Source organism: Arthrobacter sp. H20 (assembly GCF_000520515.1).
Lineage (GTDB): Bacteria > Actinomycetota > Actinomycetes > Actinomycetales > Micrococcaceae > Arthrobacter_D.
Genome location: NZ_KI914752.1, coordinates 64,806 through 84,990, shown reverse-complemented (window position 1 = coordinate 84,990; position 20,185 = coordinate 64,806). Strand labels below are relative to the sequence as shown.

At 64.9% G+C, this 20,185-nt stretch carries 19 protein-coding genes, 1 pseudogene and 1 riboswitch; of the genes and pseudogenes, 15 read left to right on the top strand and 5 right to left on the bottom strand.

Translation table 11 applies throughout. The features are described 5' to 3' along the window. Positions 1 to 96 precede the first annotated feature (96 nt). The gene (locus Y703_RS0114900; protein ID WP_343212908.1) at positions 97 to 645 is read left to right on the top strand and encodes an AMIN-like domain-containing (lipo)protein; all 549 of its coding nucleotides are present in this window, start codon (positions 97 to 99) and stop codon (positions 643 to 645) included. A 93-nt stretch (positions 646 to 738) separates the two neighbouring features. Then, positions 739 to 1,470 (top strand): mycothiol-dependent nitroreductase Rv2466c family protein, encoded by a 732-nt coding sequence (locus Y703_RS0114895; protein WP_026553345.1) that lies wholly within the window; start codon positions 739 to 741, stop codon positions 1,468 to 1,470. A gap of 7 nt (positions 1,471 to 1,477) precedes the next feature. Here Y703_RS0114895 and hutH read toward each other — a convergent pair whose 3' ends face one another. Next, complete coding sequence (hutH, locus tag Y703_RS0114890; protein ID WP_026553344.1) at positions 1,478 to 3,055, bottom strand: histidine ammonia-lyase; 1,578 nt, start codon at positions 3,053 to 3,055, stop codon at positions 1,478 to 1,480. Between the two features lie 110 nt (positions 3,056 to 3,165). Here hutH and Y703_RS0114885 point away from each other — a divergent pair, with 110 nt between their 5' ends. The 6 genes from Y703_RS0114885 to Y703_RS0114860 all read left to right on the top strand — a co-directional run bounded on the left by Y703_RS0114885 (position 3,166) and on the right by Y703_RS0114860 (position 9,906). Continuing rightward, positions 3,166 to 3,858, top strand: coding sequence for an IclR family transcriptional regulator (locus Y703_RS0114885; protein WP_026553343.1), 693 nt, complete (start codon positions 3,166 to 3,168; stop codon positions 3,856 to 3,858). Beyond that, complete coding sequence (hutU, locus tag Y703_RS0114880; RefSeq protein WP_026553342.1) at positions 3,855 to 5,549, top strand: urocanate hydratase; 1,695 nt, start codon at positions 3,855 to 3,857, stop codon at positions 5,547 to 5,549. Before Y703_RS0114885 ends, hutU begins: the two co-directional genes overlap by 4 nt. Before the next feature lie 81 nt (positions 5,550 to 5,630). Further along, positions 5,631 to 6,857: an allantoate amidohydrolase gene (locus tag Y703_RS0114875; protein ID WP_026553341.1), complete on the top strand. Its 1,227-nt coding sequence runs from the start codon at positions 5,631 to 5,633 to the stop codon at positions 6,855 to 6,857. Beyond that, positions 6,854 to 8,203 carry a formimidoylglutamate deiminase gene (locus Y703_RS0114870; protein WP_026553340.1) on the top strand — a complete coding sequence of 450 codons (1,350 nt, stop codon included), beginning with the start codon at positions 6,854 to 6,856 and terminating at the stop codon, positions 8,201 to 8,203. Before Y703_RS0114875 ends, Y703_RS0114870 begins: the two co-directional genes overlap by 4 nt. After that, entirely contained in the window at positions 8,200 to 9,435 is a 1,236-nt protein-coding gene (locus Y703_RS0114865; RefSeq protein WP_026553339.1) for an amidohydrolase family protein, read from the top strand. Before Y703_RS0114870 ends, Y703_RS0114865 begins: the two co-directional genes overlap by 4 nt. A 96-nt stretch (positions 9,436 to 9,531) precedes the next feature. Further along, positions 9,532 to 9,906, top strand: coding sequence for a glyoxalase superfamily protein (locus tag Y703_RS0114860; protein WP_216698909.1), 375 nt, complete (start codon positions 9,532 to 9,534; stop codon positions 9,904 to 9,906). A 29-nt stretch (positions 9,907 to 9,935) separates the two neighbouring features. Here the strand turns inward: Y703_RS0114860 and Y703_RS0114855 are convergent, their stop codons facing one another. From Y703_RS0114855 to Y703_RS0114845, 3 genes are all read right to left on the bottom strand, one after another. Next, complete coding sequence (locus Y703_RS0114855; RefSeq protein ID WP_216698908.1) at positions 9,936 to 10,850, bottom strand: carbohydrate ABC transporter permease; 915 nt, start codon at positions 10,848 to 10,850, stop codon at positions 9,936 to 9,938. 2 nt (positions 10,851 to 10,852) lie between these two features. Next, complete coding sequence (locus tag Y703_RS0114850; protein WP_051427635.1) at positions 10,853 to 11,788, bottom strand: carbohydrate ABC transporter permease; 936 nt, start codon at positions 11,786 to 11,788, stop codon at positions 10,853 to 10,855. Positions 11,789 to 11,863: 75 nt separating this feature from the next. Next, complete coding sequence (locus Y703_RS0114845; RefSeq protein WP_253908076.1) at positions 11,864 to 13,213, bottom strand: extracellular solute-binding protein; 1,350 nt, start codon at positions 13,211 to 13,213, stop codon at positions 11,864 to 11,866. A gap of 194 nt (positions 13,214 to 13,407) precedes the next feature. Between Y703_RS0114845 and Y703_RS0114840 the strand changes: the two genes are divergently transcribed. From Y703_RS0114840 to Y703_RS0114815, 6 genes are read left to right on the top strand one after another with little or no spacing between them, the layout of a single operon-like run. After that, on the top strand, positions 13,408 to 14,337 hold the full coding sequence (locus Y703_RS0114840) for an SIS domain-containing protein (RefSeq protein WP_051427634.1): 930 nt from the start codon (positions 13,408 to 13,410) through the stop codon (positions 14,335 to 14,337). Between the two features lie 7 nt (positions 14,338 to 14,344). Continuing rightward, entirely contained in the window at positions 14,345 to 15,298 is a 954-nt protein-coding gene (locus Y703_RS0114835; protein ID WP_051427633.1) for an ROK family protein, read from the top strand. Next, a complete protein-coding gene (locus tag Y703_RS0114830) occupies positions 15,295 to 16,314 on the top strand; it encodes a 1-phosphofructokinase family hexose kinase (protein ID WP_051427632.1) in 1,020 nt (339 codons plus the stop codon). The genes Y703_RS0114835 and Y703_RS0114830 overlap by 4 nt, the downstream gene beginning before the upstream one ends. Continuing rightward, on the top strand, positions 16,311 to 17,180 hold the full coding sequence (locus Y703_RS0114825; RefSeq protein ID WP_026553331.1) for a class II fructose-bisphosphate aldolase: 870 nt from the start codon (positions 16,311 to 16,313) through the stop codon (positions 17,178 to 17,180). Before Y703_RS0114830 ends, Y703_RS0114825 begins: the two co-directional genes overlap by 4 nt. Continuing rightward, positions 17,177 to 17,977, top strand: a complete 801-nt coding sequence (locus Y703_RS0114820) for a DeoR/GlpR family DNA-binding transcription regulator (protein ID WP_026553330.1) — start codon at positions 17,177 to 17,179, stop codon at positions 17,975 to 17,977. The genes Y703_RS0114825 and Y703_RS0114820 overlap by 4 nt, the downstream gene beginning before the upstream one ends. A 29-nt stretch (positions 17,978 to 18,006) precedes the next feature. Continuing rightward, positions 18,007 to 18,816: a CPBP family intramembrane glutamic endopeptidase gene (locus tag Y703_RS0114815; protein ID WP_051427641.1), complete on the top strand. Its 810-nt coding sequence runs from the start codon at positions 18,007 to 18,009 to the stop codon at positions 18,814 to 18,816. A 30-nt stretch (positions 18,817 to 18,846) separates the two neighbouring features. On the opposite strand, the gene Y703_RS0114810 is transcribed toward Y703_RS0114815, so the two are convergent. Beyond that, entirely contained in the window at positions 18,847 to 19,488 is a 642-nt protein-coding gene (locus Y703_RS0114810; protein WP_026553328.1) for a VOC family protein, read from the bottom strand. 164 nt (positions 19,489 to 19,652) lie between these two features. After that, a riboswitch (SAM riboswitch) is annotated at positions 19,653 to 19,787 on the top strand. A gap of 111 nt (positions 19,788 to 19,898) precedes the next feature. Here Y703_RS0114810 and Y703_RS22435 point away from each other — a divergent pair. Then, a pseudogene (locus Y703_RS22435) lies at positions 19,899 to 20,185 on the top strand (homoserine O-acetyltransferase); the annotation flags it as partial.

The window sequence follows — 20,185 nt, the reverse complement described above, 5'->3', positions numbered from 1 at the left end:
CAGTAACGGTTCGGCTCCAGAGTTGGTTTGACCAGATTCTTAGACCTCGAGCCGCAACATCATGTACCTATCAATTCCACAACCCTTGAGGGGTGCATGATGAAAAAGATAGGGGCGCTGCTGGCAGCATTCTTGCTGGTGCTTGGCCTGGGACTGGTAGTCCCAGGCTCCGCCGCAGCGGCGCCGTATTGCGGGATAACGTGGGGATCTCTGGTTAAGGTCAACTCGTCCATGACGAGCGCTCCGGTGACAAACGTGCGGGCAGGGGAACATCCCTGCTTCGACCGGATGGTCGTCGACATTCGCGGGAAGGGGGCCGGCTACCGGGTGGAGTACGTCAGCGCGGTCAGGGCCGACGAATCAGGCCAGATAATTCCGCTCCGCGGCGGCGCCTTCCTCCTGGTGATTGTGAAGGCTCCGAGCTACGACAGGTTCGGCAACGCCACCTACAATCCTGCCAACCCCAAGGAACTGGTCAACCTCGCCGGGTACACCACCTTCCGTCAACTGGCTTCTGCCGGCAGCTTCGAGGGCCAGTCAACCTTTGGGGTTGGCGTCCGGGCACGCCTGCCCTTCAGGGTGTTCACCCTTGACGGTCCAGGCACTGCCTCCAGGCTGGTTATCGATGTAGCCCACCGCTGGTAAGTGCAGCACGGAGCTGACCCCGGAGCATCGGCACACGGTGCGCTGGAAGACCTGACGGTTGACCCGGGTGCTGAGGCGATTTAGCGTTGGGATGTGAGCGACGCCGACATCAACTTCTATTTTGACCCCGTCTGCCCCTTCGCCTGGATGACCAGTAAGTGGGTCCGCCAGGTGATGGGACAGCGGAACTACGCGGTGGAGTGGAGATTCATCTCGCTCCGGCTGATCAACTCGCACATTGACTATGCCTCGCACTTCCCGCCGGAATACGAGGCCGGGCATACCGCGGGATTGCGGTTGCTGAGGGTTGCCGCCCGCATCCGCGCCGAGCACGGGCCAGCGGCTGTGGGAGCGTTTTATGCAGCGTGCGGTGAGCACATCTTCGAATCGGCACCGGTTGCGGACGACGGTGATCCTGCGCTGGACCGCCGCGGCACCCGTGACTTTGCTGAACTGATTCTCGCCAGCGCGGGACTGCCCGCCGAACTGACCGCTGCCCTGGATGACCCGGCACTCGATGAGGTCATCCAGTCGGAAAGCGATGAGGCATTGGCCCTCACCGGCAGGGATGTTGGCACCCCGATCATCCATTTCGAACCGCCAACCGGGGTGGCGTTCTTCGGTCCGGTTATCAGCAGGCTCCCCAGCGACGGGGAGGCAGTGCAGTTATGGGACCACGTAGTCGGGTTGGCCGGCTTCGCGGGGTTCGCCGAGCTGAAGCGCAGCCTCAGAGAACGTCCCCAGCTTCCCGCACTGGGAGTCCCGGCCGAGGAGGCAGGGGTGCAGGAAGATTGGCACGGCGGCAGCCGCCGGACCACACGATAGCCGATCCCTAGTCCAGTTCGTCGCCCAGCGCGTCCTGCGCCGCGGTCAGGAGCGATCCGTTGTCAACGAGCACCCGCACGGCCTCAATTTCTGGCGCCAGGTAGCGGTCGGCGCCCGGGCCGTCCACTACCGTCCGGACTACCTCCCGCACCGCGCGGAGGGGGGCCGCGCTGCGTGAGGTGGCCAGACCGCCGTCGCGCATGTCAAGTGCCCGGGCGGCGGTCAGGACTTCGATGGCCAGCACGCGGGTCAGCCCGTCCAGCGCGCGCCGAAGCTTAAGACCTGCCGACCAGCCCATGGAGACGTGGTCCTCCTGCATCGCCGAGGACGGGATGGAATCCACCGATGCGGGATTCGCAAGCCGCTTAAGCTCGGACACGATCCCCGCCTGCGTGTACTGGGCGATCATGTGACCCGAATCGACTCCCGGGTCGTGGGCCAGGAAGGGGTTGAGGCCGTGGCTGCGGGCCTTGTCAAGGAAACGGTCGGTGCGGCGCTCACTCATTGACGCTACGTCGGCGACGGCGATGGCCAGGAAGTCCAGCGCGTAGCCCACCGGGGCGCCGTGGAAATTGCCGTTGGACTCCACCCGGCCGTCGATGGTCACCACGGGGTTGTCGATGGCTGACCCCAGCTCGATTGCTGCGACAGACTCCACGTAGGTGAGCGTGGACCGCGCTGCCCCATGGACCTGGGGGGCACACCTCAGGGAATAGGCGTCCTGTACCCGAGTGCTGCGGTGTTCACTGAGTTCGCTGGCTGAGTGCTGCTGGATCAGCGGTGATCCGTCGAGCAGACGGCGGATGTTCGCCGCCGAGGAGATTTGGCCCGGATGCGGGCGGAGTGCGTGGATGTCTGCGGCGAAAACACTGTCAGTGCCGAGCAGTCCCTCAACGCTCATGGCGGCGGAGAGGTCAGCGGTCAGCAGTAGACGGTGCAGATCCGCCGAGGCCAGGATCAGCATGCCGAGGATGCCGTCGGTGCCGTTGATCAGTGCGAGCCCCTCCTTCTCACGGAGCTCCACCGGGGTGATGCCAGCGGCGGCCAGCGCCTCACCGGCGGGCATGAGGACGCCGTCGCCGTCGCGCACGTCACCCTCACCCATCAACGCGAGCGCGATGTGTGACAGTGGCGCCAGATCGCCCGAGCAGCCCAGCGAACCGTACTCGCCGATGATGGGCGTAACGCCCGCGTTGAGGAGGTCGGCGTAGGTCTGGGCTACCAGGGGGCGGACGCCTGTGCGGCCGGTGGCCATTGTCGACAGCCGGCCGAGCATCAACCCTCGAACCACCTCACGGTCCACTTCGGCACCCGACGAGGCAGCGTGGCTGCGGATCAGGCTCCGTTGCAGCTGGGTGCGTTGCGCCACCGGGATATGAGTCGTTGCCAGCGCACCAAAGCCTGTGGAGACGCCGTAGTGGGGCATCGGATCGTTCACCAGGTCCTCGATCACCTGCCGGGAGGCCTTCATCGCGACGACTGATTCCTGGCGGATGGTCACCGTGGCGCCGCACCGTGCCACTGCAACAACGTCGTCGGGTGTGAGGGCGCCGACGCCCACGGTGACGGTTCGAGTGCTGCCCACCTGAGGACCTGCTTTCACAAGAGTCTTGCCAATGAATGAAAAGAGCGTTTCAATAAGTGAAATGCATTATGTCCTTCAATGCAAGACTCACAGCTGAAGGAGACGCTCGAATGGCTGACGCATCGACCCGCACCGTTGAACGCGCTTTGCTCCTGCTCGGTGCCGTGTGTGACAGGGGATCCGTCAGTCTGGCCGACGCCGCCCGCGACGCATCCCTGTCGGCCTCCACCGCCCTGCGCCTGCTGCGTACCCTCGAAGCCACCGGTTTCGTCCGCAAGGACGACGACGGCTACCGACCCGGGATGCGGATCGTCCAACTCGGTGCCCAGGCACTCAGCCATGAGTCGCTGGTTTCGCTGGCAGGCGCCGCTTTGGACCGTCTGGTGGGCGAGACAGGGGAGTCCGCCTACCTCAACGTTCCCGCCGACGACGGCTACGGCATCTACCTAGCTGTCCGCGAGGGCACTCACTCAGTCAGGCACACCAGCTGGGTGGGTCGCCGTATTCCCCTGAGCGGCACAGCCGCCGGCAGGGTGCTCGTGGGTGAGGCACCCGCCTGCGGTTACGTGGTGGTCCGCAACGGCATTGAACCCGATGTCACGGCTGTTGCAGCTCCGGTCATGATTGGGGACCGCATTGCTGCCTCGCTGAGCGTTGTGGTGCCAAGCTATCGCATCAGTGAGAGCCAGGCTGAAACCCTGGGCCAACTGGTCTCCACCGAAGCCCTCGGCATCCTCAACACCACCACCGATCAGACACACACCACCCAGGGGAACATCACGACCATTGGAGAATCAGCATGAGCACTTCATTCACCCAGCACGACCCCACCCGATCCATCCGTGCCGCTCGCGGCACCACCCTCACCGCCAAGAGTTGGCAGACGGAGGCGCCGCTGCGGATGCTCATGAACAACCTCGACCCCGAGGTCGCTGAACGCCCCGAAGACCTGGTGGTGTACGGCGGCACCGGCCGTGCCGCGCGCAGCTGGGAAGCCTACGACGCCATCGTCCGCTCGCTCGAGGACCTCGAGGACGACGAGACGCTGCTCGTGCAGTCGGGGAAGCCCGTAGGCATCTTCCGCACCCACACGTGGGCGCCCCGGGTGCTCCTAGCCAACTCCAATCTGGTGGGTGATTGGGCCACGTGGCCAGAATTCCGGAAGCTCGAAGCCGAGGGCCTGATGATGTACGGGCAGATGACTGCCGGGTCGTGGATTTACATCGGCACGCAGGGGATCCTGCAGGGCACCTACGAGACGTTCGCCGCGATCGCCCGCAAACTCAACAACTCAGCCACTGCATCCTTGGCCGGAACGCTGACCCTGACCGCCGGGTGCGGTGGCATGGGAGGTGCCCAACCGCTCGCCGTCACGCTGAATGGTGGTGCAGTGCTGATTGTCGACGTCGACCGTTCCCGGCTGGAGCGCCGCGCAGCCAAACGTTACCTCGACGTCGTCGCCACCGATCTTGAGGATGGCCTGCGCCAGGTGCTGGCCGCCAAGGAAGACAAGCGGGCACTGTCTGTCGGCGTCGTCGGGAACGCAGCGGAGATCTTCCCCGAACTGCTGCGCCGCCATCTCGCTGGGCAACTCACCATCGATATCGTGACCGACCAGACGTCGGCGCACGATCCGCTGAGCTACCTGCCCGAGGGCGTCTCGGTCGAGGAATGGGATCGGGAGGCGAAGGGCGATCCTGACGGGTTTACCAAAAAGGCACAGACCTCGATGGCTCATCACGTGGAGGCCATGGTGGGCTTCCAGGACGCCGGTGCCGAGGTTTTCGACTACGGCAACTCAATCCGTGACGAAGCCCGTCAGGGCGGATATGCCCGGGCCTTCGAATTTCCCGGCTTTGTCCCCGCCTATATCCGGCCGCTGTTCTGCGAGGGCATGGGCCCGTTCCGCTGGGTGGCCCTCTCGGGTGATCCGGCCGACATTGCCGTCACCGATGCAGCGCTGAAGGAGCTATTCCCCGAGAATGAGCACCTGCACCGCTGGCTTGACGCGGCAGGCGACCTGGTGGAGTTCGAGGGTCTTCCCGCACGAATCTGCTGGCTCGGGTATGGGGATCGTGCCAAGGCTGGTCTCATGTTCAACCAGTTGGTAGCCGAGGGCAAGGTGTCAGCCCCGATAGTGATCGGGCGCGACCATCTGGACTCCGGATCGGTCGCGTCGCCGTACCGGGAGACCGAGGCGATGGCCGATGGGTCCGACGCCGTGGCCGACTGGCCGTTGCTCAACGCCCTCCTCAATACCTCCTCGGGTGCCACCTGGGTGTCCATCCACCATGGTGGCGGCGTCGGTATTGGCCGGTCCATCCACGCCGGGCAAGTCTCGGTTGCTGACGGCACGGTGCTCGCAGCCGAGAAGCTGGAGCGAGCGCTCACCAACGACCCGGGGATGGGCGTCATCCGTCACGTTGACGCCGGCTACGAGCGTGCAGCCGACGTCGCTGCGGAACGCGGCGTGCGCATCCCCATGGAGGAGTAGCTATAGTCAGTCGCGAGCCGCCTACCCGGCTGGGCCACCCGTTCGTCGTCGTCCGCGAAGCGTCGTACCTGGAGAGTTTTAATGAACACCGTAAGTCATCTGCTGGAATCGATTTCCGACGTCGGACGGGATTCTGCCCGGGGAGGTTATTCACGGCAAGTGTTCTCTACCCCGGAGCTGGAGCTCCGCGAATGGTTCACTGCCGAAGCCTCGAAACGCGGGCTTGAGGTCAGCACCGACCGCAACGGCATCATGTGGGGCTGGTGGGATACCGCGTCGGGGAACCGGACCGGAGCTCTCGTCACGGGAAGCCACCTCGACTCGGTACCAGGTGGTGGGGCGTTCGATGGTCCACTCGGCGTTGCAGCGGCGCTGGCCGCCGTCGACGAGCTGAAGGAACGCGGGGTTGAACCTCGCCGCGGTCTTGCCGTAGCTGTGTTCCCCGAGGAGGAAGGTTCCCGGTTCGGGATCGCCTGCCTCGGGTCACGGCTGCTCACCGGCGCTATCGACGCCGACCGGGTGCGGAACCTCAAAGACCCGGCCGGTAACACCTTCGCCGACGTCAGCCGAGCGAACGGACTGGACCCAGCACATCTCGGGCGGGACGAGGAAGCACTGCGGACCATCGGCGACTTCGTCGAACTCCACGTCGAACAGGGGAGGGCGCTAATCGACCTGGATGCGCCAGTCGGCGTCGGCTCATCAATCCTCGGGCACGGACGCTGGCGGTTGAGCGTAGAGGGCCAGGGCAACCATGCCGGTACCACCCTGATGGCCCACCGCGCCGACCCGATGATCGTCGCCGCGCAGATTGTGCTGGCCATCCGCAGAGTTGCGGAAGGTCAGGATGATGCCCGTGCCACTGTAGGACGCCTGCAGCCCGTGCCAGGCGGCACCAACGTCATCGCATCGCGCGTCGACCTGTGGCTGGACGTCCGCCACCCCGACAACTCGGTAACCGCGGCACTCGTTGAGTCAATCCACGGCCAGGCGCAGAAAGCCGCAGCGTTCGAAGGGTGTTCAGTGACCCTGACCGAGGAATCCTTCAGCAGTACTGTCCAGTTCGACTCGACCCTGCAACGCCAGCTGCAAAACTCCCTCAGCCAGTCGAACGGCAACCTCCCGGTGCCCACCCTTCCCACCGGTGCTGGGCACGACGCCGGGGTGCTGGCCGGCTACGTTCCCTCGGGCATGGTCTACATCCGCAATCCGACCGGCATCAGCCACTCGCCGGAGGAGTTCGTTGAACGCTCCGACGCGGATCTGGCGTCAACGGCGCTCGCCGACGTGTTGGAAGACTTGCTGTGAGCACGTTTTGGTGTGAGCAGGCCTGGGTCGCGGGACAGGGCATCCGGTCCCGGGTGCGCATCGAGATCGGTGACGCCGGTACGATAACCGCCCTCACAGCCGACGTTGATGCAGCACAGGGCGACAGCAGGGACCTGACCGGAGTGGTGTTCCCGGCCGCTGCCAACGCCCATTCGCACGCCTTCCACCGGATGCTCCGGGGCCGGACCCACGACGGCGGCGGCGACTTCTGGGTGTGGCGCAGGGAAATGTACCGGGCCGCCGGGCAACTGACCCCGGCCGGTTACGAACGCCTCGCCACTGCGGTATTCGCCGAGATGGTGGTCACCGGATGGTCCAGCGTCGCCGAGTTCCACTACGTCCACCACCAGGTCGGTGGTACACCGTACGGGCCCGACGACGACGGGCAGCACGCAATGGAGCTCGCCCTGTGCCGTGCGGCGGTCACTGCCGGAATCCGTCTCACCCTGCTGGACACCTGTTACCTCGCCGGCGGCATCGGCCAGCGGCTGGTCCCGGACCAGGAACGGTTCGGGGACCCCGACGCCGGCGCCTGGCTTGAGCGGTTCACTTCCCTCCGGGGGACTGTCGCCACACAGTTTGACCCCGCATTCGTCACTGTCGGCGCGGCCCTGCATTCGGTCCGCGCCGTCCCCGAAGACGCGCTCCGGACCCTCGCCGCAGGCCTCCCCACCGATGTTCCCCTCCACGTCCACCTGTCGGAACAACCAGCCGAAAACGCCGACTGTCTGGAGCACTACGGCACCACGCCGACAGGTCTGCTCCATCGATACGGGCTCCTCACCGACCGGCTGAGCGTAGTGCACGCCACCCACCTCACCCCTGAGGACATTGCCCTGCTGGGCCGGGCCGGCACTACAGCAGTCCTGTGCCCCACCACCGAGGCCGATCTCGCCGACGGGATCGGACCTGCCCGGGCACTGCGCGACGCTGGCACCCGGATTGCGCTGGGTACCGATCAGCACGCGGTGATTGACCCGTGGCTGGAAATGCGGGCTCTCGAACACGGGGAACGGTTGGGCTCAGGCCAGCGCGGACGCTTTACCCCGGCAGACCTGCTCGACGCTGCGACCACCGGTGCCGCCCGCTCCATGGCCACCCCGGTGGCTGCCCTCAGCGTGGGCAGCCCCTGCGACCTGGTCAGCGTGAACCCAACATCGGTCCGCACCGCTGGATCCACCGCCGCCCAGCTACCCCTCACCGCCACTGCGGCGGACGTGACCGCCGTCGTCATCGCCGGTCGTCTGGTGGCGCGCGACGGATACCACCTCATCCTCGGTGATCCGGCCGCCCTGCTGGCCAGCACAATGGAGGGGGACTCATGAGCAAGTTGATTACGAACATCGGTGAATTATCAACCCAGGACAGCGACCACGCCGTCCTGAAGAATGCAGCGGTGGTCTTCGAGGGGGAGCGGATCAGCTGGATCGGTTCAGCGTCGGACGCCCCCGCTGCTGATGAAATGATCGATGCTCAGGGGCGGGCCGGTCTTCCGGGCTGGGTGGACAGTCACACCCATCTCGTTTTCGCCGGGGACCGCACCGCCGAGTTCGAGGCACGGATGGCGGGCGAGGACTATGCAGCGGGCGGGATCGCTGTCACCACTGAGGCTACCCGCGCCGCCTCCGACTACGATCTCACCCGGCTGCTCCTGGGCCGGGTCGCCGAGGCCAATGCGGGCGGCACTACCTATCTTGAGACCAAGACCGGGTATGGGCTCGACGTCGAGCACGAGGGCCGCAGCGCGCGCATCGCGGCCGGCGCCGTCGACGAAGTGACGTATCTCGGCGCCCATCTCATCCCTGCCGGGATGGCCCCGGACGACTATGTGCGCCTGGTCTGCGGGCCAATGCTCGATGCCGTCAGACCCTACGTCAGCTTCGCTGACGTGTTCTGCGAGCGTGGCGCTTTCACCGCTGAGCAGTCCCGCGAGATCCTGGGCGCGTGCCGGGACGCCGGGCTGGGGCTCCGGGTCCATGGAAACCAACTGGGCCACGGTGAGGGAGTGCAGCTCGCCGTCGAGTTCGGCGCGGCCAGCGTGGACCATGTGAACTATCTTGATGCAGCTGACATTGATGCCCTCGCCGGAACCTGGTCCGGGTGGGATGACGGCGCGGGCGACCGCGGGACTTCAGGCACCCGCGGAACGGTGGCGACCTGTCTGCCCGCCTGCGACCTGTCCACCCGCCAGCCGCTGGCGCCCGGCCGCAAACTGCTCGACGCCGGCGTCAAGATTGCCCTGGCCTCCAACTGCAACCCCGGCACGTCCTACACCACATCGATGGCCTACTGCGTGACGACAGCAGTCCTGCAGATGGGGCTCAGCGTGCAGGAGGCCATCCGCGCCGCCACCTTCGGTGGTGCACTCGCCCTGCACCGGGAGGCAGGGACCGACGACGACGGCGCCCGTGCGGTCGGCTCCCTCGCCGTCGGGCATCGGGCTGACCTGCAGTTGCTGAACGCCCCGTCCGCGACCCATCTGGCGTACCGGCCCGGTATCCCGCTGACCTACGCGGTCTGGAAACAGGGCGTCAGCACCGGGCTGGGGGAGAAGTGATAAACAATGCGGACGGAATCTGACCGCTTTGGGTTCTAGGCTGTGACCAGTATCCGCCACCGGGTGGACTCGCGACACCTACCGAGAGGACTGGAAATGCTGGACTGGAAGATCGAAGTTGTCCCGATACCCGTCACCGATGTTGACCGGGCGAAAGCGTTTTACGTCGACCAGGTCGGTTTCGTCGCCGATCATGACCAGCAGGTTGACGAGAACCTCCGCTTCGTTCAGCTGACACCGCCGGGGTCTGCGTGCTCCATCGTGCTGGGAACTGGCCTCACCGAGATGCCGCCCGGGTCGCAGCAGGGTGTCATGATCGTGGTGCCCAACGCCGACGACGCGCTCAAACACCTGACCGATCATGGAGTGACGGCACGGGGCGTCGAAGAAATGGAATGGGGCCGGTTCGTCTACTTCGCCGATCCGGACGGCAATGAGTGGTCGCTGCAGGAGCTCCCCAACTATTCCTGAACACCCGAGCTAGGTTGGCGGTTGAGGTGCTACTTCACGGCGCCGGCTGTGAGGCCACCGATCAGGCGCTTCTCGATCAGCGCGAACAGAATAATGACCGGAATGATCGCGACAATTGAGATGCCAAACACGTACTGCCACGAGGTTGCATACTGTCCGATGAACTTGGTCAGGGCCACGGACAGGGGCTGGTTCTCCGCCGTCGACATGATCACCAGCGACGCCGCAAACTCGTTCCACGACGACACGAACGTGAAGATGACTGCTGTCACGATGCCGGGCCAGACCAGCGGCAGGTTCACCCGGAACATCACCGTGAGCTTGCCGGCGCCATCGAGCTGGGCGGCCTCGTCAATCTCCTTCGGGATCGCGGCGAAGAAACTATGCATGATCCACAGGGCGAAGGACAGGTTGAACGCTGCATTGATCAGGATCATCGCCAGCCAGGTGTCGTTGATGCCCAGCAGCAGCATCTCCCTGAACAGGCCGGCGGTCAGGACCGCCGGTTGCAGCATCTGCGTCACAATGACAAGGAACAGGAACACAGTCTTTCCAGGGAACCGGAACCTGGCCGTGTAGTAAGCCGCCGGGGTCGCTACCAAAAGCACCAGAAGGGTTGCGAAAACCGCGATGATGATCGTCGAGATCAGGTTGTAGGGCAGCGGCGTCTCAGGGGTCTCCCACATGGTCGCATAGTTGCTCCACTGCAGGCCCTCTGTGGGGAAGTACGCGGGCGGCACAGCGAGGATTTCTGACCGAGTCTTCAGCGAGCCCACCAGCATGATGGCGTAGGGCAGCAGGAACACCAGGGCTACGACGGCGCCGATAGCCATCCGCAGGCCCATCCTGCGCCCGGAAACCTGATCGGCGCCGTACCGTTTTTGACGTGTTTTTACCGGGGGCAGTGCTGAGCGTTCCGAATCATTGAGGGTGGTGGTGGACATGCCTAGGCCTCCTTCATCGGCTTGACGATTTTCACGTACGCCGCAACGATCACAATGACGATGGCGAAGTTGACCACGCTGAGGGCACTGGCAAGGTCCACCCGTCGGTCAAACTGCAGCACCTTGAAGATGTAGGTCATGAGGGTGTCGGCCTGATAGCCGGGGATCGATCCAGTGATAATTCTGAGAATCGGCAAGTTATTGAACACGTTGATGATATTGATCAGCACCGCGACGGCGAGGGCTCCACGAAGCTGGGGTAGCACGATGCTGAAGTAGGTGCGGAACGGGCCCGCACCGTCCATCTTGGCGGCTTCGAGCGCGTCCTCAGGGACTGACTGCAACCCAGCCAAGAGGGTGTAGGCGGTGAACGGGATGGACACAAACACCGCGACGATGATGGCCACCCCGAGCGCTGGAAACACGTTCTTAGTGAAGCCATACGGCGAGTCGAGGATGCCAATATCGACGAGGAACGTGTTCATGATCCCGTAGTTGCTATCGAGACCGTAGTAGAACACCGTGGTGGTCATGACCACGCTCGCAGCCCAGGGGACCACCACCGCCATCCTGACCAGGGTGCGGCCGGGAAAGGGTTTGTTGAGGAACTGGGCCAATACCAGGGAAATGAGCACTGTCAGCGACACGACGACGACGACCCAGACCACTGTGTTCAGTAGCACCCGCGGGAGGTTGGGGTCGGAGAACACCTCGGCGAAGTTAACGAACCCCGCGGTGCCCTGGTCGATGCCGCTCTGGCTGATGTCCCGGGTGGAGTTGAAGATCATGAACCCGGCGGGGAAGATCACGATCGCAAAGATCAGGAGGAGGACCGGGCCGATCCAGGGGAGGGCGGCAGGGAGACCGTCGGAGTTTTGTCTGCGGCGCTTTCGTCCGTGGGACGCGGGCGGGCCGGCCAGTACAGGCTGTGCGCTCATCGTAAATAGCTCATTCTCTACCGCCAATGGTTAGGGGCCAGTACCGGCGCGGACCACGCCGGTACTGGCTGTAGGCTACTCGGCCGCTGCGTCAGCTTCGGCTTGGATCTGGGCGAGCACCTCGGCTGGTTCCATTCCTTGCCCAAGCTGGCCAAACAGGCTCTTGAACGCACCATCGGTGGCGTTCCAGGCCGGGTTGGAGGTGGGATAGAACTGGGCGCTTGGCAGCATCTCCAGGAACGGCGCCAAGGTCTCGTCGCCCGACATCTGCTCTGCACCGCTGATGGTGGTGGGCAGGAAACCCTCGGTGCTGACCCATTCGACGTAGTTCTCCGGGGCGAAGAAGTGGTCCATGAACGCTGTGACAGCCTCGGCCTTATCGCCGTCGTTCTTGAACGACATCAGGCGGTCGGCAACACCCAGGGTGGCGGGTTCGCCCGACGCCGTTGGGATGTTCGCCAGACCGTAGTTCAGGTCAGGGTTCTCAGCTTCGATCTGGCCGACGGTCTGCGGCAAGCCATAGACCATGCCGATCTGCCCCTGGATGAACACGTTGATCATCGGAGTGCGCTGGGTGGCACCGGGGTCGGCCTGGGTCAGCCCATCGTCGATCATGCGCTTCATGAACTCGGCTGCCTCAAGGTTCTCGGGGGTGTTGACGGTGATCTCCTCAGCGTCACCAAACCCGCCGCCGTTGCCGGCCATCCAGATGAGGGCCTCGCCCTGGGCCTCCTCCGATCCGAGCGGCATACCGTAGCCGGGAGTACCGGTCTCGGTGATCGCTTCGGCTGCGTCGTACAGCTCGTCCCAGGTGGTGGGAGCGCCGTCAACGCCGGCTTCCTGAAACAGGTCCTCGTTGTAGAACAGGGCGCGCGCCGAGGCAAGCAGCGGCAGGGCATACTGGGTGCCGGCCACCTGTTCGTTGGCTGCGAAGGATTCCTGGAAGTCGCTGAGAGTCTCCGGGGAGGCGATTTCCTCGGCCGAGTACAGCAGGCCCTCGGTAGCGAAGGCGGAGAACGCGCCGCCGTTGTAGATGTCGGGTGCCTCGCCGGCCTGGATCTGGGTGTTCAGCACCGACTCAAGGTTTTCCCATGACTCGACCTGAAGGTTGACGGTAATGCCCTCGTTGGCCGCCTCGAACTCTTCGATGACGCCTTCCCAGAGCGCCTTGCTGCCGTCGGAATAGCTGGGGACCAGGAGGTCGAGAGTGGTGCCGCCCTCTGCGTCTCCGCCGGATTCTCCGCCGCCAAAGCCGCAGGAGGTGAGCAAAAGACCGGCCGCCGCAACACTTACGACAAATCCGGTCCGGATGGATTTCTTCATGGTTTCCTCGTTTTCCCAAAGGTGGTGCAGCTGCTCCAGCTGGCACAGGAATACTTGCAACAAGTTGACGGTATTGCGCTTGGAATGAGCATTATTGTTCATCCGTAGTGGAATGATAATTGCGTGATCCATGTCTCACGTCAAGCTGACGCGCTGATCGATACCTGAGCGTTACAGCGCCCCATCTGCCGAAATCGCGTCGATGATGGTTAGATTGGTGTTGATTGCTTTACCCCCGTAAACGTCATCACTAATCAGTCGCGGACCACGCCGCGGTTATCACAAAGGAGCGCCCGATGTCCCAACCCACCACCCAGGCACCTGGATCCTCGGTGTTTGCCGGAGCGCACATGGACCGCGAGCTCCGCTCCCAGCCAGTCGTCTGGCGCCAGGCGATCAACCAGGCGATAGCCGAGGATGTGCTTCCCAATCACGGTGAGCGGGTCGCGGTGATTGGCTGTGGCACCTCCTGGTTCATGGCGCAAAGCTACGCCGCCGCCCGCGAGAGCGCCGGCAAGGGAATCACCGACGCGTTCGCTGCCTCCGAGGCATCGGCCATCGCCGGCCGCGGCTACGACGCAGTGGTGGCCATCTCCCGCTCGGGTACCACCACCGAGGTGCTTGAACTCATGACCGTCCTCAAGGGAAGCCTCCGGGTGATCGCCGTGATCGGCGACGTCGAATCGCCGGCGATCGGGTTGGCTGACGACGTCGTCGCCCTGCCCTACGCGGACGAGCAGTCGGTGGTGCAGACCCGTTTTGCCACAGCAGCCCTCGCCTATCTCCTGACTTCCGTAGGCATCGATCTGGAGCAGGCGGTGACGGACGCCGAGGTTGCACTGGCGGAAGAGGTCAGCCCGGAGATGCTCGACGCTGAGCAGTTCACCTTCCTCGGCACCGGCTGGACCGTGGGGCTCGCCCATGAGGCTGGCCTGAAGATGCGCGAAGGAGTGCAGGGCTGGACCGAGTCCTATCCCGCCATGGAATACCGGCACGGACCTATCTCGATCGCCGCCCCGGGCCGGGTGGTGTGGCTCTTCGGCAAGGACGTTCCGGGGCTGGCCGACGACGTCGCCCCCACCGGCGCCGACTACATCCACACCGGGCGGCACCCACTGGCCGACCTCGCTCAGATCCATAGGATCACCCTGGCCAGGGCCCGGGCTCGCGGGCTGGACCCCGACCTGCCGCGCAACCTGACCCGCTCAGTCGTCCTTGGCTCCTAACCCCACCATGAGGTCACCGACGACGCCGCACCCGACCCCGGAGCTTCCCCCGGAGCTGGTGCTCGCCATTGACGTGGGCGGCACCGACATGAAGTCGGCGCTGGCGGACCCGAGCGGAGCCCTGCTCGGCGTCCGCCGCACCGCGACGCCCGCCAGGACCGCGGTGGCGGGGGAGAGCATTGTCCAACGATCCGCTGAGCTCCTCGCCGAGTATCGTGCAGCCTGGCCTGACCACAGCATCGGGGCCATCGGTCTGATCGCACCAGGCCTCGTCGACGAGGTCACCGGCGTCGGCATCTACTCGGCAAACCTGGGCTGGCGTGACTTTCCCTTCGCCGAGCGGCTGCAGCAGGCAACCGGGCTGCCGGTCACCTACGGACATGACGTCGGCGCCGCCGGCGACGCCGAAATGCGCTTCGGCGCGGCCCGCGGGCTTGACGATGTGGTGGTAATGATTATCGGCACCGGCATCGCCGGCGCCGTGTTCGCCGGCGGAGAGCGGGTGCGGGCCAGCGGATACGCCGGCGAACTGGGGCACGCCCTCGTGCCCGGCGGCCTCGACTGCAGCTGTGGCCTTCACGGATGCCTGGAAACCGTCGGCTCCGCCGGCGCAATCGCCTGCCGCTACTCCGGGCTCAGCGGCCTGACAGTCAGCGGGGCGCGCGGCGTGTTTGCTGCGGCAGCGAACGGGGACACCATCGCCCGGCGGGTGATCGACGACGCCGTCGCCGCCCTAGCCTTCAGCGTCGCCCAACTGGTGGCGATCCTCGGCACCGAGGCGGTAGTGATCGGCGGCGGCCTGGCCCAGGCCGGTGAAGCGCTGTTCGGCCCGCTACGCCAACAGGTCGAGAAAAACCTCTCCTTCCATCGCCGCCCGGTCCTCCTGTCGGCACAAATGGGTCAAGACGCCGGGCTGATCGGTGCTGCGCTGCGCGCCCGCAGTCTGCTGGACACGCCATGACGGCGTGCCACCCAGAGCAGTCCGCCACTCCAGTACCACTTCGACCCCGCGGACCGATCGTCACCGTTACCGCCAACCCGGCTCTCGACCTCACCTACCAAGTGCCAAAGCTCGTCCCCGGCGCCTCGCACCGGGTCTCTGCTCCGCTGTTGAGGGCGGGCGGGAAAGGCCTGAACGTAGCGAGAGTGGTGCATCAGGCCGGTCATCAGGCGTTCGCTGTCGCGCCGGTCGGGGGTGCAACGGGCGCCGAGTTCAGGGCGGAACTGGTGGGCAGCGGCGTCCCGCATGAGCTGACCGAGGTAGCAGCTGACACTCGACGAAGCATGGCTTTCGTCGACGGTGAGGCAGGGCAGACGAGTATTTTTAATGAGGCCGGCTGGCCCCTGACCGATGCGGATTGGGATGCACTGCACCAGGTGGTGGAGAGAAATCTGACCGGTGCCGGTGTGCTGGTGGGCTCCGGCAGCCTTCCTGAGGGCACATCGCCGGATTTCTACTCGTCCCTGGTCCGCCGCGCCCGGGCCCACGGACTTCGAAGTATCATCGACACCTCCGGCGGAGCCCTCCTCGCGGCAGCCGACGCCGGCGCCGACTTCCTCAAACCCAATCATCAGGAACTCCTGGAAGCGACAGGGTCAACTACCATCTCGGGCGGTGCCCGGATACTGCTCGACAGGGGTGCGGGAACTGTGATGGTCAGCTGCGGAGAGCACGGAATGTACCTCTACCGGCTGAATGAACCACCCCTGCAGGCGACCCTGCCCCGGTTCGAAGGGAACCCGACGGGCGCCGGGGACGCAGCGGTAGCCGCGATCGCCGTCGTGCTTGCCGCAGGCATCACCAGCGGGGAGACCCTGCTGCGGCTGGCGACCGCCTGGTCGGCCGCTGCAGTCCTGATGCCAGCGGCCGGCGAACTCGACGCCGGCTATCGGGTGCTCGAACGCACGGTCAGCATCGGCCAGGCAGATCAGCAGCCATCAAACCATCACCAACCACACCAGGAGGCCGGCGCATGACCCTCATCCCGACCCGTGATCTAATGACCGCCGCTGCAGCAACCCAGGCCGGCATTGGAGCCTTCAACGTCATCCAGTTAGAAACCGCCGAGGCCCTTGTGGCTGGAGCCGAAGCAGCGGGGCTGCCGGTGATCCTCCAGATTTCCGAAAACTGCGTGAAGTACCACCGGCGGCTGGAACCGATCGCGCTCGCCACCCTGGCCATCGCCCGGTCTGCGCAGGTTCCAGTCGCCGTGCATCTGGACCATGCGGAGGATCCCGAGTTGGCGTTCGCGGCAGTGGACCTCGGGTTCGGATCGGTGATGTTCGACGGCGCGGCCCTCGACTTCGACGCCAATGTTGCCACCACCACCTGTGTCGCCGCCTACGCACGGGAGCGCGGTGTGTATGTCGAGGCGGAGTTGGGCAGGATCGGGGGTAAGGACGGCGCGCACGCCCCGGGCGTCAGAACGAACCCGGCGGAGGCCGCCGCATTCGTGGCGGCCACCGGCGTTGACGCCCTCGCCGTTGCGGTCGGCTCCTCACACGCGATGACCCAGCGGAGTGCCGAGTTGGACCTGAACCTCATTGCCGTGCTTAAGTCGGCACTGGACGTGCCGCTGGTGCTGCACGGGTCCTCAGGGGTCTCCGATCACACACTCGCCGCGGCAATCCGGTCCGGAATGACCAAGATCAACGTTTCCACTCATTTGAACCACCTCTCCACCCGCGCGGTGCGTCTGTATCTCGAACACAATCCGAGCGCGGTGGACCCGCGCAAATACATTGGCGCAGGGCGTGCGGCCATCGAGCCAGAAACGGCGCGTCTGCTAACCCTGTTCGCGGCGGCGGCAGGCCATTCCGCCAGGAAAGGAAATGCTGAATGAAGCGCGCCGAACGGCTCAGCGCCATCCTCGACCTGCTGTCCGAGGCGAGTCAGGTGGACGTTGAGGAGATTGTCAACAAGCTCAAGGTGTCGCCGGCGACAGCCAGGCGGGACCTGGACAGTCTCGCGGAGCAGCGGCTGCTCACCCGCACCCATGGCGGGGCGACAATCGAAACAGTCGCCTACGACCTGCCGGGGAGGTACAACCGTGACCCGCACGCCGGGCAGAAGCGGGCAATCGCTCAAGCCGCAAGTGAGCTGATCCCGAAGGGCGCGGTGATCGGCCTGTGCGGGGGCACCACCAGCACAGCGATCGCGTCGGCGCTGAGCAAGCGTAGTGACCTGATGGAACCCTCAAAAAAGCCAACCCTCACTGTGGTCACCAACGCGATCAACATCGCCGCCCAACTGGCCGTCCGGCCGAACTTCAAAATCATGGTCACCGGCGGCATCGTCAACCCCCGGTCCTACGAACTGGTGGGGTCCTACGCCGACGCCGTCCTGCAACGGGTGGCCCTTGACTTCGCGTTCGTGGGAGTCAACGGACTGGACCCGATTGTCGGCCCCACCATCAGCGACGAGGGTGAAGCAGCTGTCAACGCGATGGTTGCCAAGCGGGCGTCGAGAGCCTATGTTGTCGCTGACTCCTCGAAGATCGGCACCAGGTGTTTTGCCACCATGACCGGCTACACCTTCAGTAACCTGATTACCGATTCCGGGATCACTCCCGAGCAGCAGCAATCATTCGAGGACCACGGCACAGCAGTGATTGTCGCTCAAATGGTGGTGACTGACTAACCTCAGGAACGCCTATTAGGATGGCTGGCATGTCTACCGATGCGCCCTCGCCGTCCGCTTCGCCGGCCCCGACCACGGTGGCGAGCCTGGCGCCCGCCCAGCGCCGCCGAATCACCGCCGAAATTGCCATTGTCCTGGGGCTGTCCCTCGGACAATCAGCTGTCTACGCGATAGTGAACCTGCTCGACAAGATGAGCCAGGCGCCGCTGGCGGCTCAAACCACCCGGCTGAATCCGGTGCTCAACGACCGCCAGTATTTTGACCTCACCTACCAGTTGCTCGGGATCTTCTTCGCGCTGATCCCTGTCTTACTCGTCCTGTTCCTGCTGACCGAGCCCGGCAAATCGGCATTCCGCACCCTCGGCTTCACGTTCAGCCGACCGAAGGTCGACTTCGGCCTGGGCTTCGGCCTGGCCGCGGTGATCGGCGTCGGCACGCTCGGGATCTACGCGGCCGGGCGGGCGCTGGGCATCACGACCGCTATCGAACCGGCGGCGCTTGACGCCTACTGGTGGACGGTGCCGGTGCTGATCCTGTCAGCACTGCGCCATGCTGTGGTCGAGGAGGTCATTGTGGTGGGCTACCTGTTTCACCGGCTGGGCCAGCTCCGCTGGTCAACGCCGGTCGTCATTGTTACCAGCGCCCTGCTTCGCGGCAGCTACCACCTGTACCAGGGCTTCGGGCCGTTCATCGGTAACTTCATCATGGGCCTGATCTTCGGGTATGCGTACACCAGGACCAAGCGGGTGATGCCGCTGGTCATTGCCCATGCGCTGTTGGACATTGCCGGTTTTGTGGGGTTCGCCCTCTTCGGTTCGGCGATCGGGATCGGTGATTAGCCGAGGCTCCCGGTCGCCCCAGGTAGCTGGCTAGATTTCGACCAGCCCGTTGGCTGTTTCGAAGGTCACCGACATGATACCGGGCGTGCCGTTTGGGGCTACCCACTGCACAACCACGCCGTCCAGCGGTTCGGTCGCCGGGGTCCCCAGCCATTCAGCGATCCGGGCGGGTGAGCCAGCGATGGTCAGCGAATCGAGCCGCACCGACGCCGGCTTGGCCTGTGAGGGGTGCAGCGCCTCAGTGCCGTCATCCCACCTCAGCATGTAGGGAACCTGCGGGTCGGCGATCAGCCCCTTGATGCCGATCTGCTGCCAGGTGAGTTCCTGTCCGTCAGGGAATTTGCGGTTGCCCGGCACGGCGCTGCGCCCGAGCCTGGCTTCAAAGGGTTCCAGATCATCGACCGCGACGCACCAACCCATCCAACCCCCGCCAGCTTCAGACCGGGCACGGACCGCTTGTCCAAATGGGGCCTTGTCCGAGGCGGGGTGATTCAGGACCTCGACCACCTCAAGGTACTGGCCATTCAGCATCGGAAAGATCATATTCCGCGTGCCGAATCGGGGGTGCACACCACCCTTCACCGGGTCGACACCCAGGGCATCGGAAATCCTCCCGGCGGTTGCTACGAGGCCGTCGGGTTCACAAGCATATGAGACATGATCCAAGCGCATGGCCCCATCTTGGCACTTTGTGATCTGGGTCTCGACTTAGGGGACCCTAACTCGAGAAGGCTCGCCGTGTTCCGCCCTGCGCGAGCATGAGAACGACTATCAGAGCCGTCACCTGGCGTTCACATATTTGCGCGGGAGTGTCTCCATCGGGTTATCTAGGAACAGGTCACGAGTGCCAGCACGGAGCGGATTATCCGCTCTACCGAGCCCCGGCTTGCTGGACGGCAACCCTCCTTCGCGGCGGGGTGCCCCGGGTGACGACCAGGCGGCGGGCATGGTGCCCGGCGCAAGCGCGGACTTCAAGGCGGGCGATACCGGTGACAACCATTCCGACGACACATCAGGGCGCTGGCCCCGGACAGCCGGGCGAACCCCGACGAGTGCCACCGCCAGCCAAGCACCCTGATGGGGTGGTTAGCACCCACAACCTGGGTCCCTTTACCTGTGAAACAGGGGGGCATCTCCCCGATCTTTGCCTCGCCTACGAAACCTGGGGAACGCTCAACGACGACGGGTCGAACGCCGTCCTCATCCAGCACGCGCTGACCGGCAGTACCCACGTTGCCCGCGGGGACTCGACTGAGGAAGGCTGGTGGGACCAGCTGGTAGGCCCGGGCAAAACCATCGATACCACCCGGTACTTTGCCGTGTCGATCAACATGTTGGGCGGGTGCTACGGCTCCACCGGGCCAGCCAC

What these genes read in the sequence shown, in the direction of transcription:
- Y703_RS0114900 (WP_343212908.1), top strand. Translation starts at nt 97, where the DNA reads ATGATGAAAAAGATAGGGGCGCTGCTGGCAGCATTCTTGCTGGTGCTT.
- Y703_RS0114885 (WP_026553343.1), top strand. Translation starts at nt 3,166, where the DNA reads ATGGCTGACGCATCGACCCGCACCGTTGAACGCGCTTTGCTCCTGCTC.
- hutU (WP_026553342.1), top strand. Translation starts at nt 3,855, where the DNA reads ATGAGCACTTCATTCACCCAGCACGACCCCACCCGATCCATCCGTGCC.
- Y703_RS0114875 (WP_026553341.1), top strand. Translation starts at nt 5,631, where the DNA reads ATGAACACCGTAAGTCATCTGCTGGAATCGATTTCCGACGTCGGACGG.
- Y703_RS0114865 (WP_026553339.1), top strand. Translation starts at nt 8,200, where the DNA reads ATGAGCAAGTTGATTACGAACATCGGTGAATTATCAACCCAGGACAGC.
- Y703_RS0114860 (WP_216698909.1), top strand. Translation starts at nt 9,532, where the DNA reads ATGCTGGACTGGAAGATCGAAGTTGTCCCGATACCCGTCACCGATGTT.
- Y703_RS0114855 (WP_216698908.1), bottom strand. Translation starts at nt 10,850, where the DNA reads ATGTCCACCACCACCCTCAATGATTCGGAACGCTCAGCACTGCCCCCG.
- Y703_RS0114850 (WP_051427635.1), bottom strand. Translation starts at nt 11,788, where the DNA reads ATGAGCGCACAGCCTGTACTGGCCGGCCCGCCCGCGTCCCACGGACGA.
- Y703_RS0114845 (WP_253908076.1), bottom strand. Translation starts at nt 13,213, where the DNA reads ATGAACAATAATGCTCATTCCAAGCGCAATACCGTCAACTTGTTGCAA.
- Y703_RS0114840 (WP_051427634.1), top strand. Translation starts at nt 13,408, where the DNA reads ATGTCCCAACCCACCACCCAGGCACCTGGATCCTCGGTGTTTGCCGGA.
- Y703_RS0114835 (WP_051427633.1), top strand. Translation starts at nt 14,345, where the DNA reads ATGAGGTCACCGACGACGCCGCACCCGACCCCGGAGCTTCCCCCGGAG.
- Y703_RS0114830 (WP_051427632.1), top strand. Translation starts at nt 15,295, where the DNA reads ATGACGGCGTGCCACCCAGAGCAGTCCGCCACTCCAGTACCACTTCGA.
- Y703_RS0114825 (WP_026553331.1), top strand. Translation starts at nt 16,311, where the DNA reads ATGACCCTCATCCCGACCCGTGATCTAATGACCGCCGCTGCAGCAACC.
- Y703_RS0114820 (WP_026553330.1), top strand. Translation starts at nt 17,177, where the DNA reads ATGAAGCGCGCCGAACGGCTCAGCGCCATCCTCGACCTGCTGTCCGAG.
- Y703_RS0114815 (WP_051427641.1), top strand. Translation starts at nt 18,007, where the DNA reads ATGTCTACCGATGCGCCCTCGCCGTCCGCTTCGCCGGCCCCGACCACG.
- Y703_RS0114810 (WP_026553328.1), bottom strand. Translation starts at nt 19,488, where the DNA reads ATGCGCTTGGATCATGTCTCATATGCTTGTGAACCCGACGGCCTCGTA.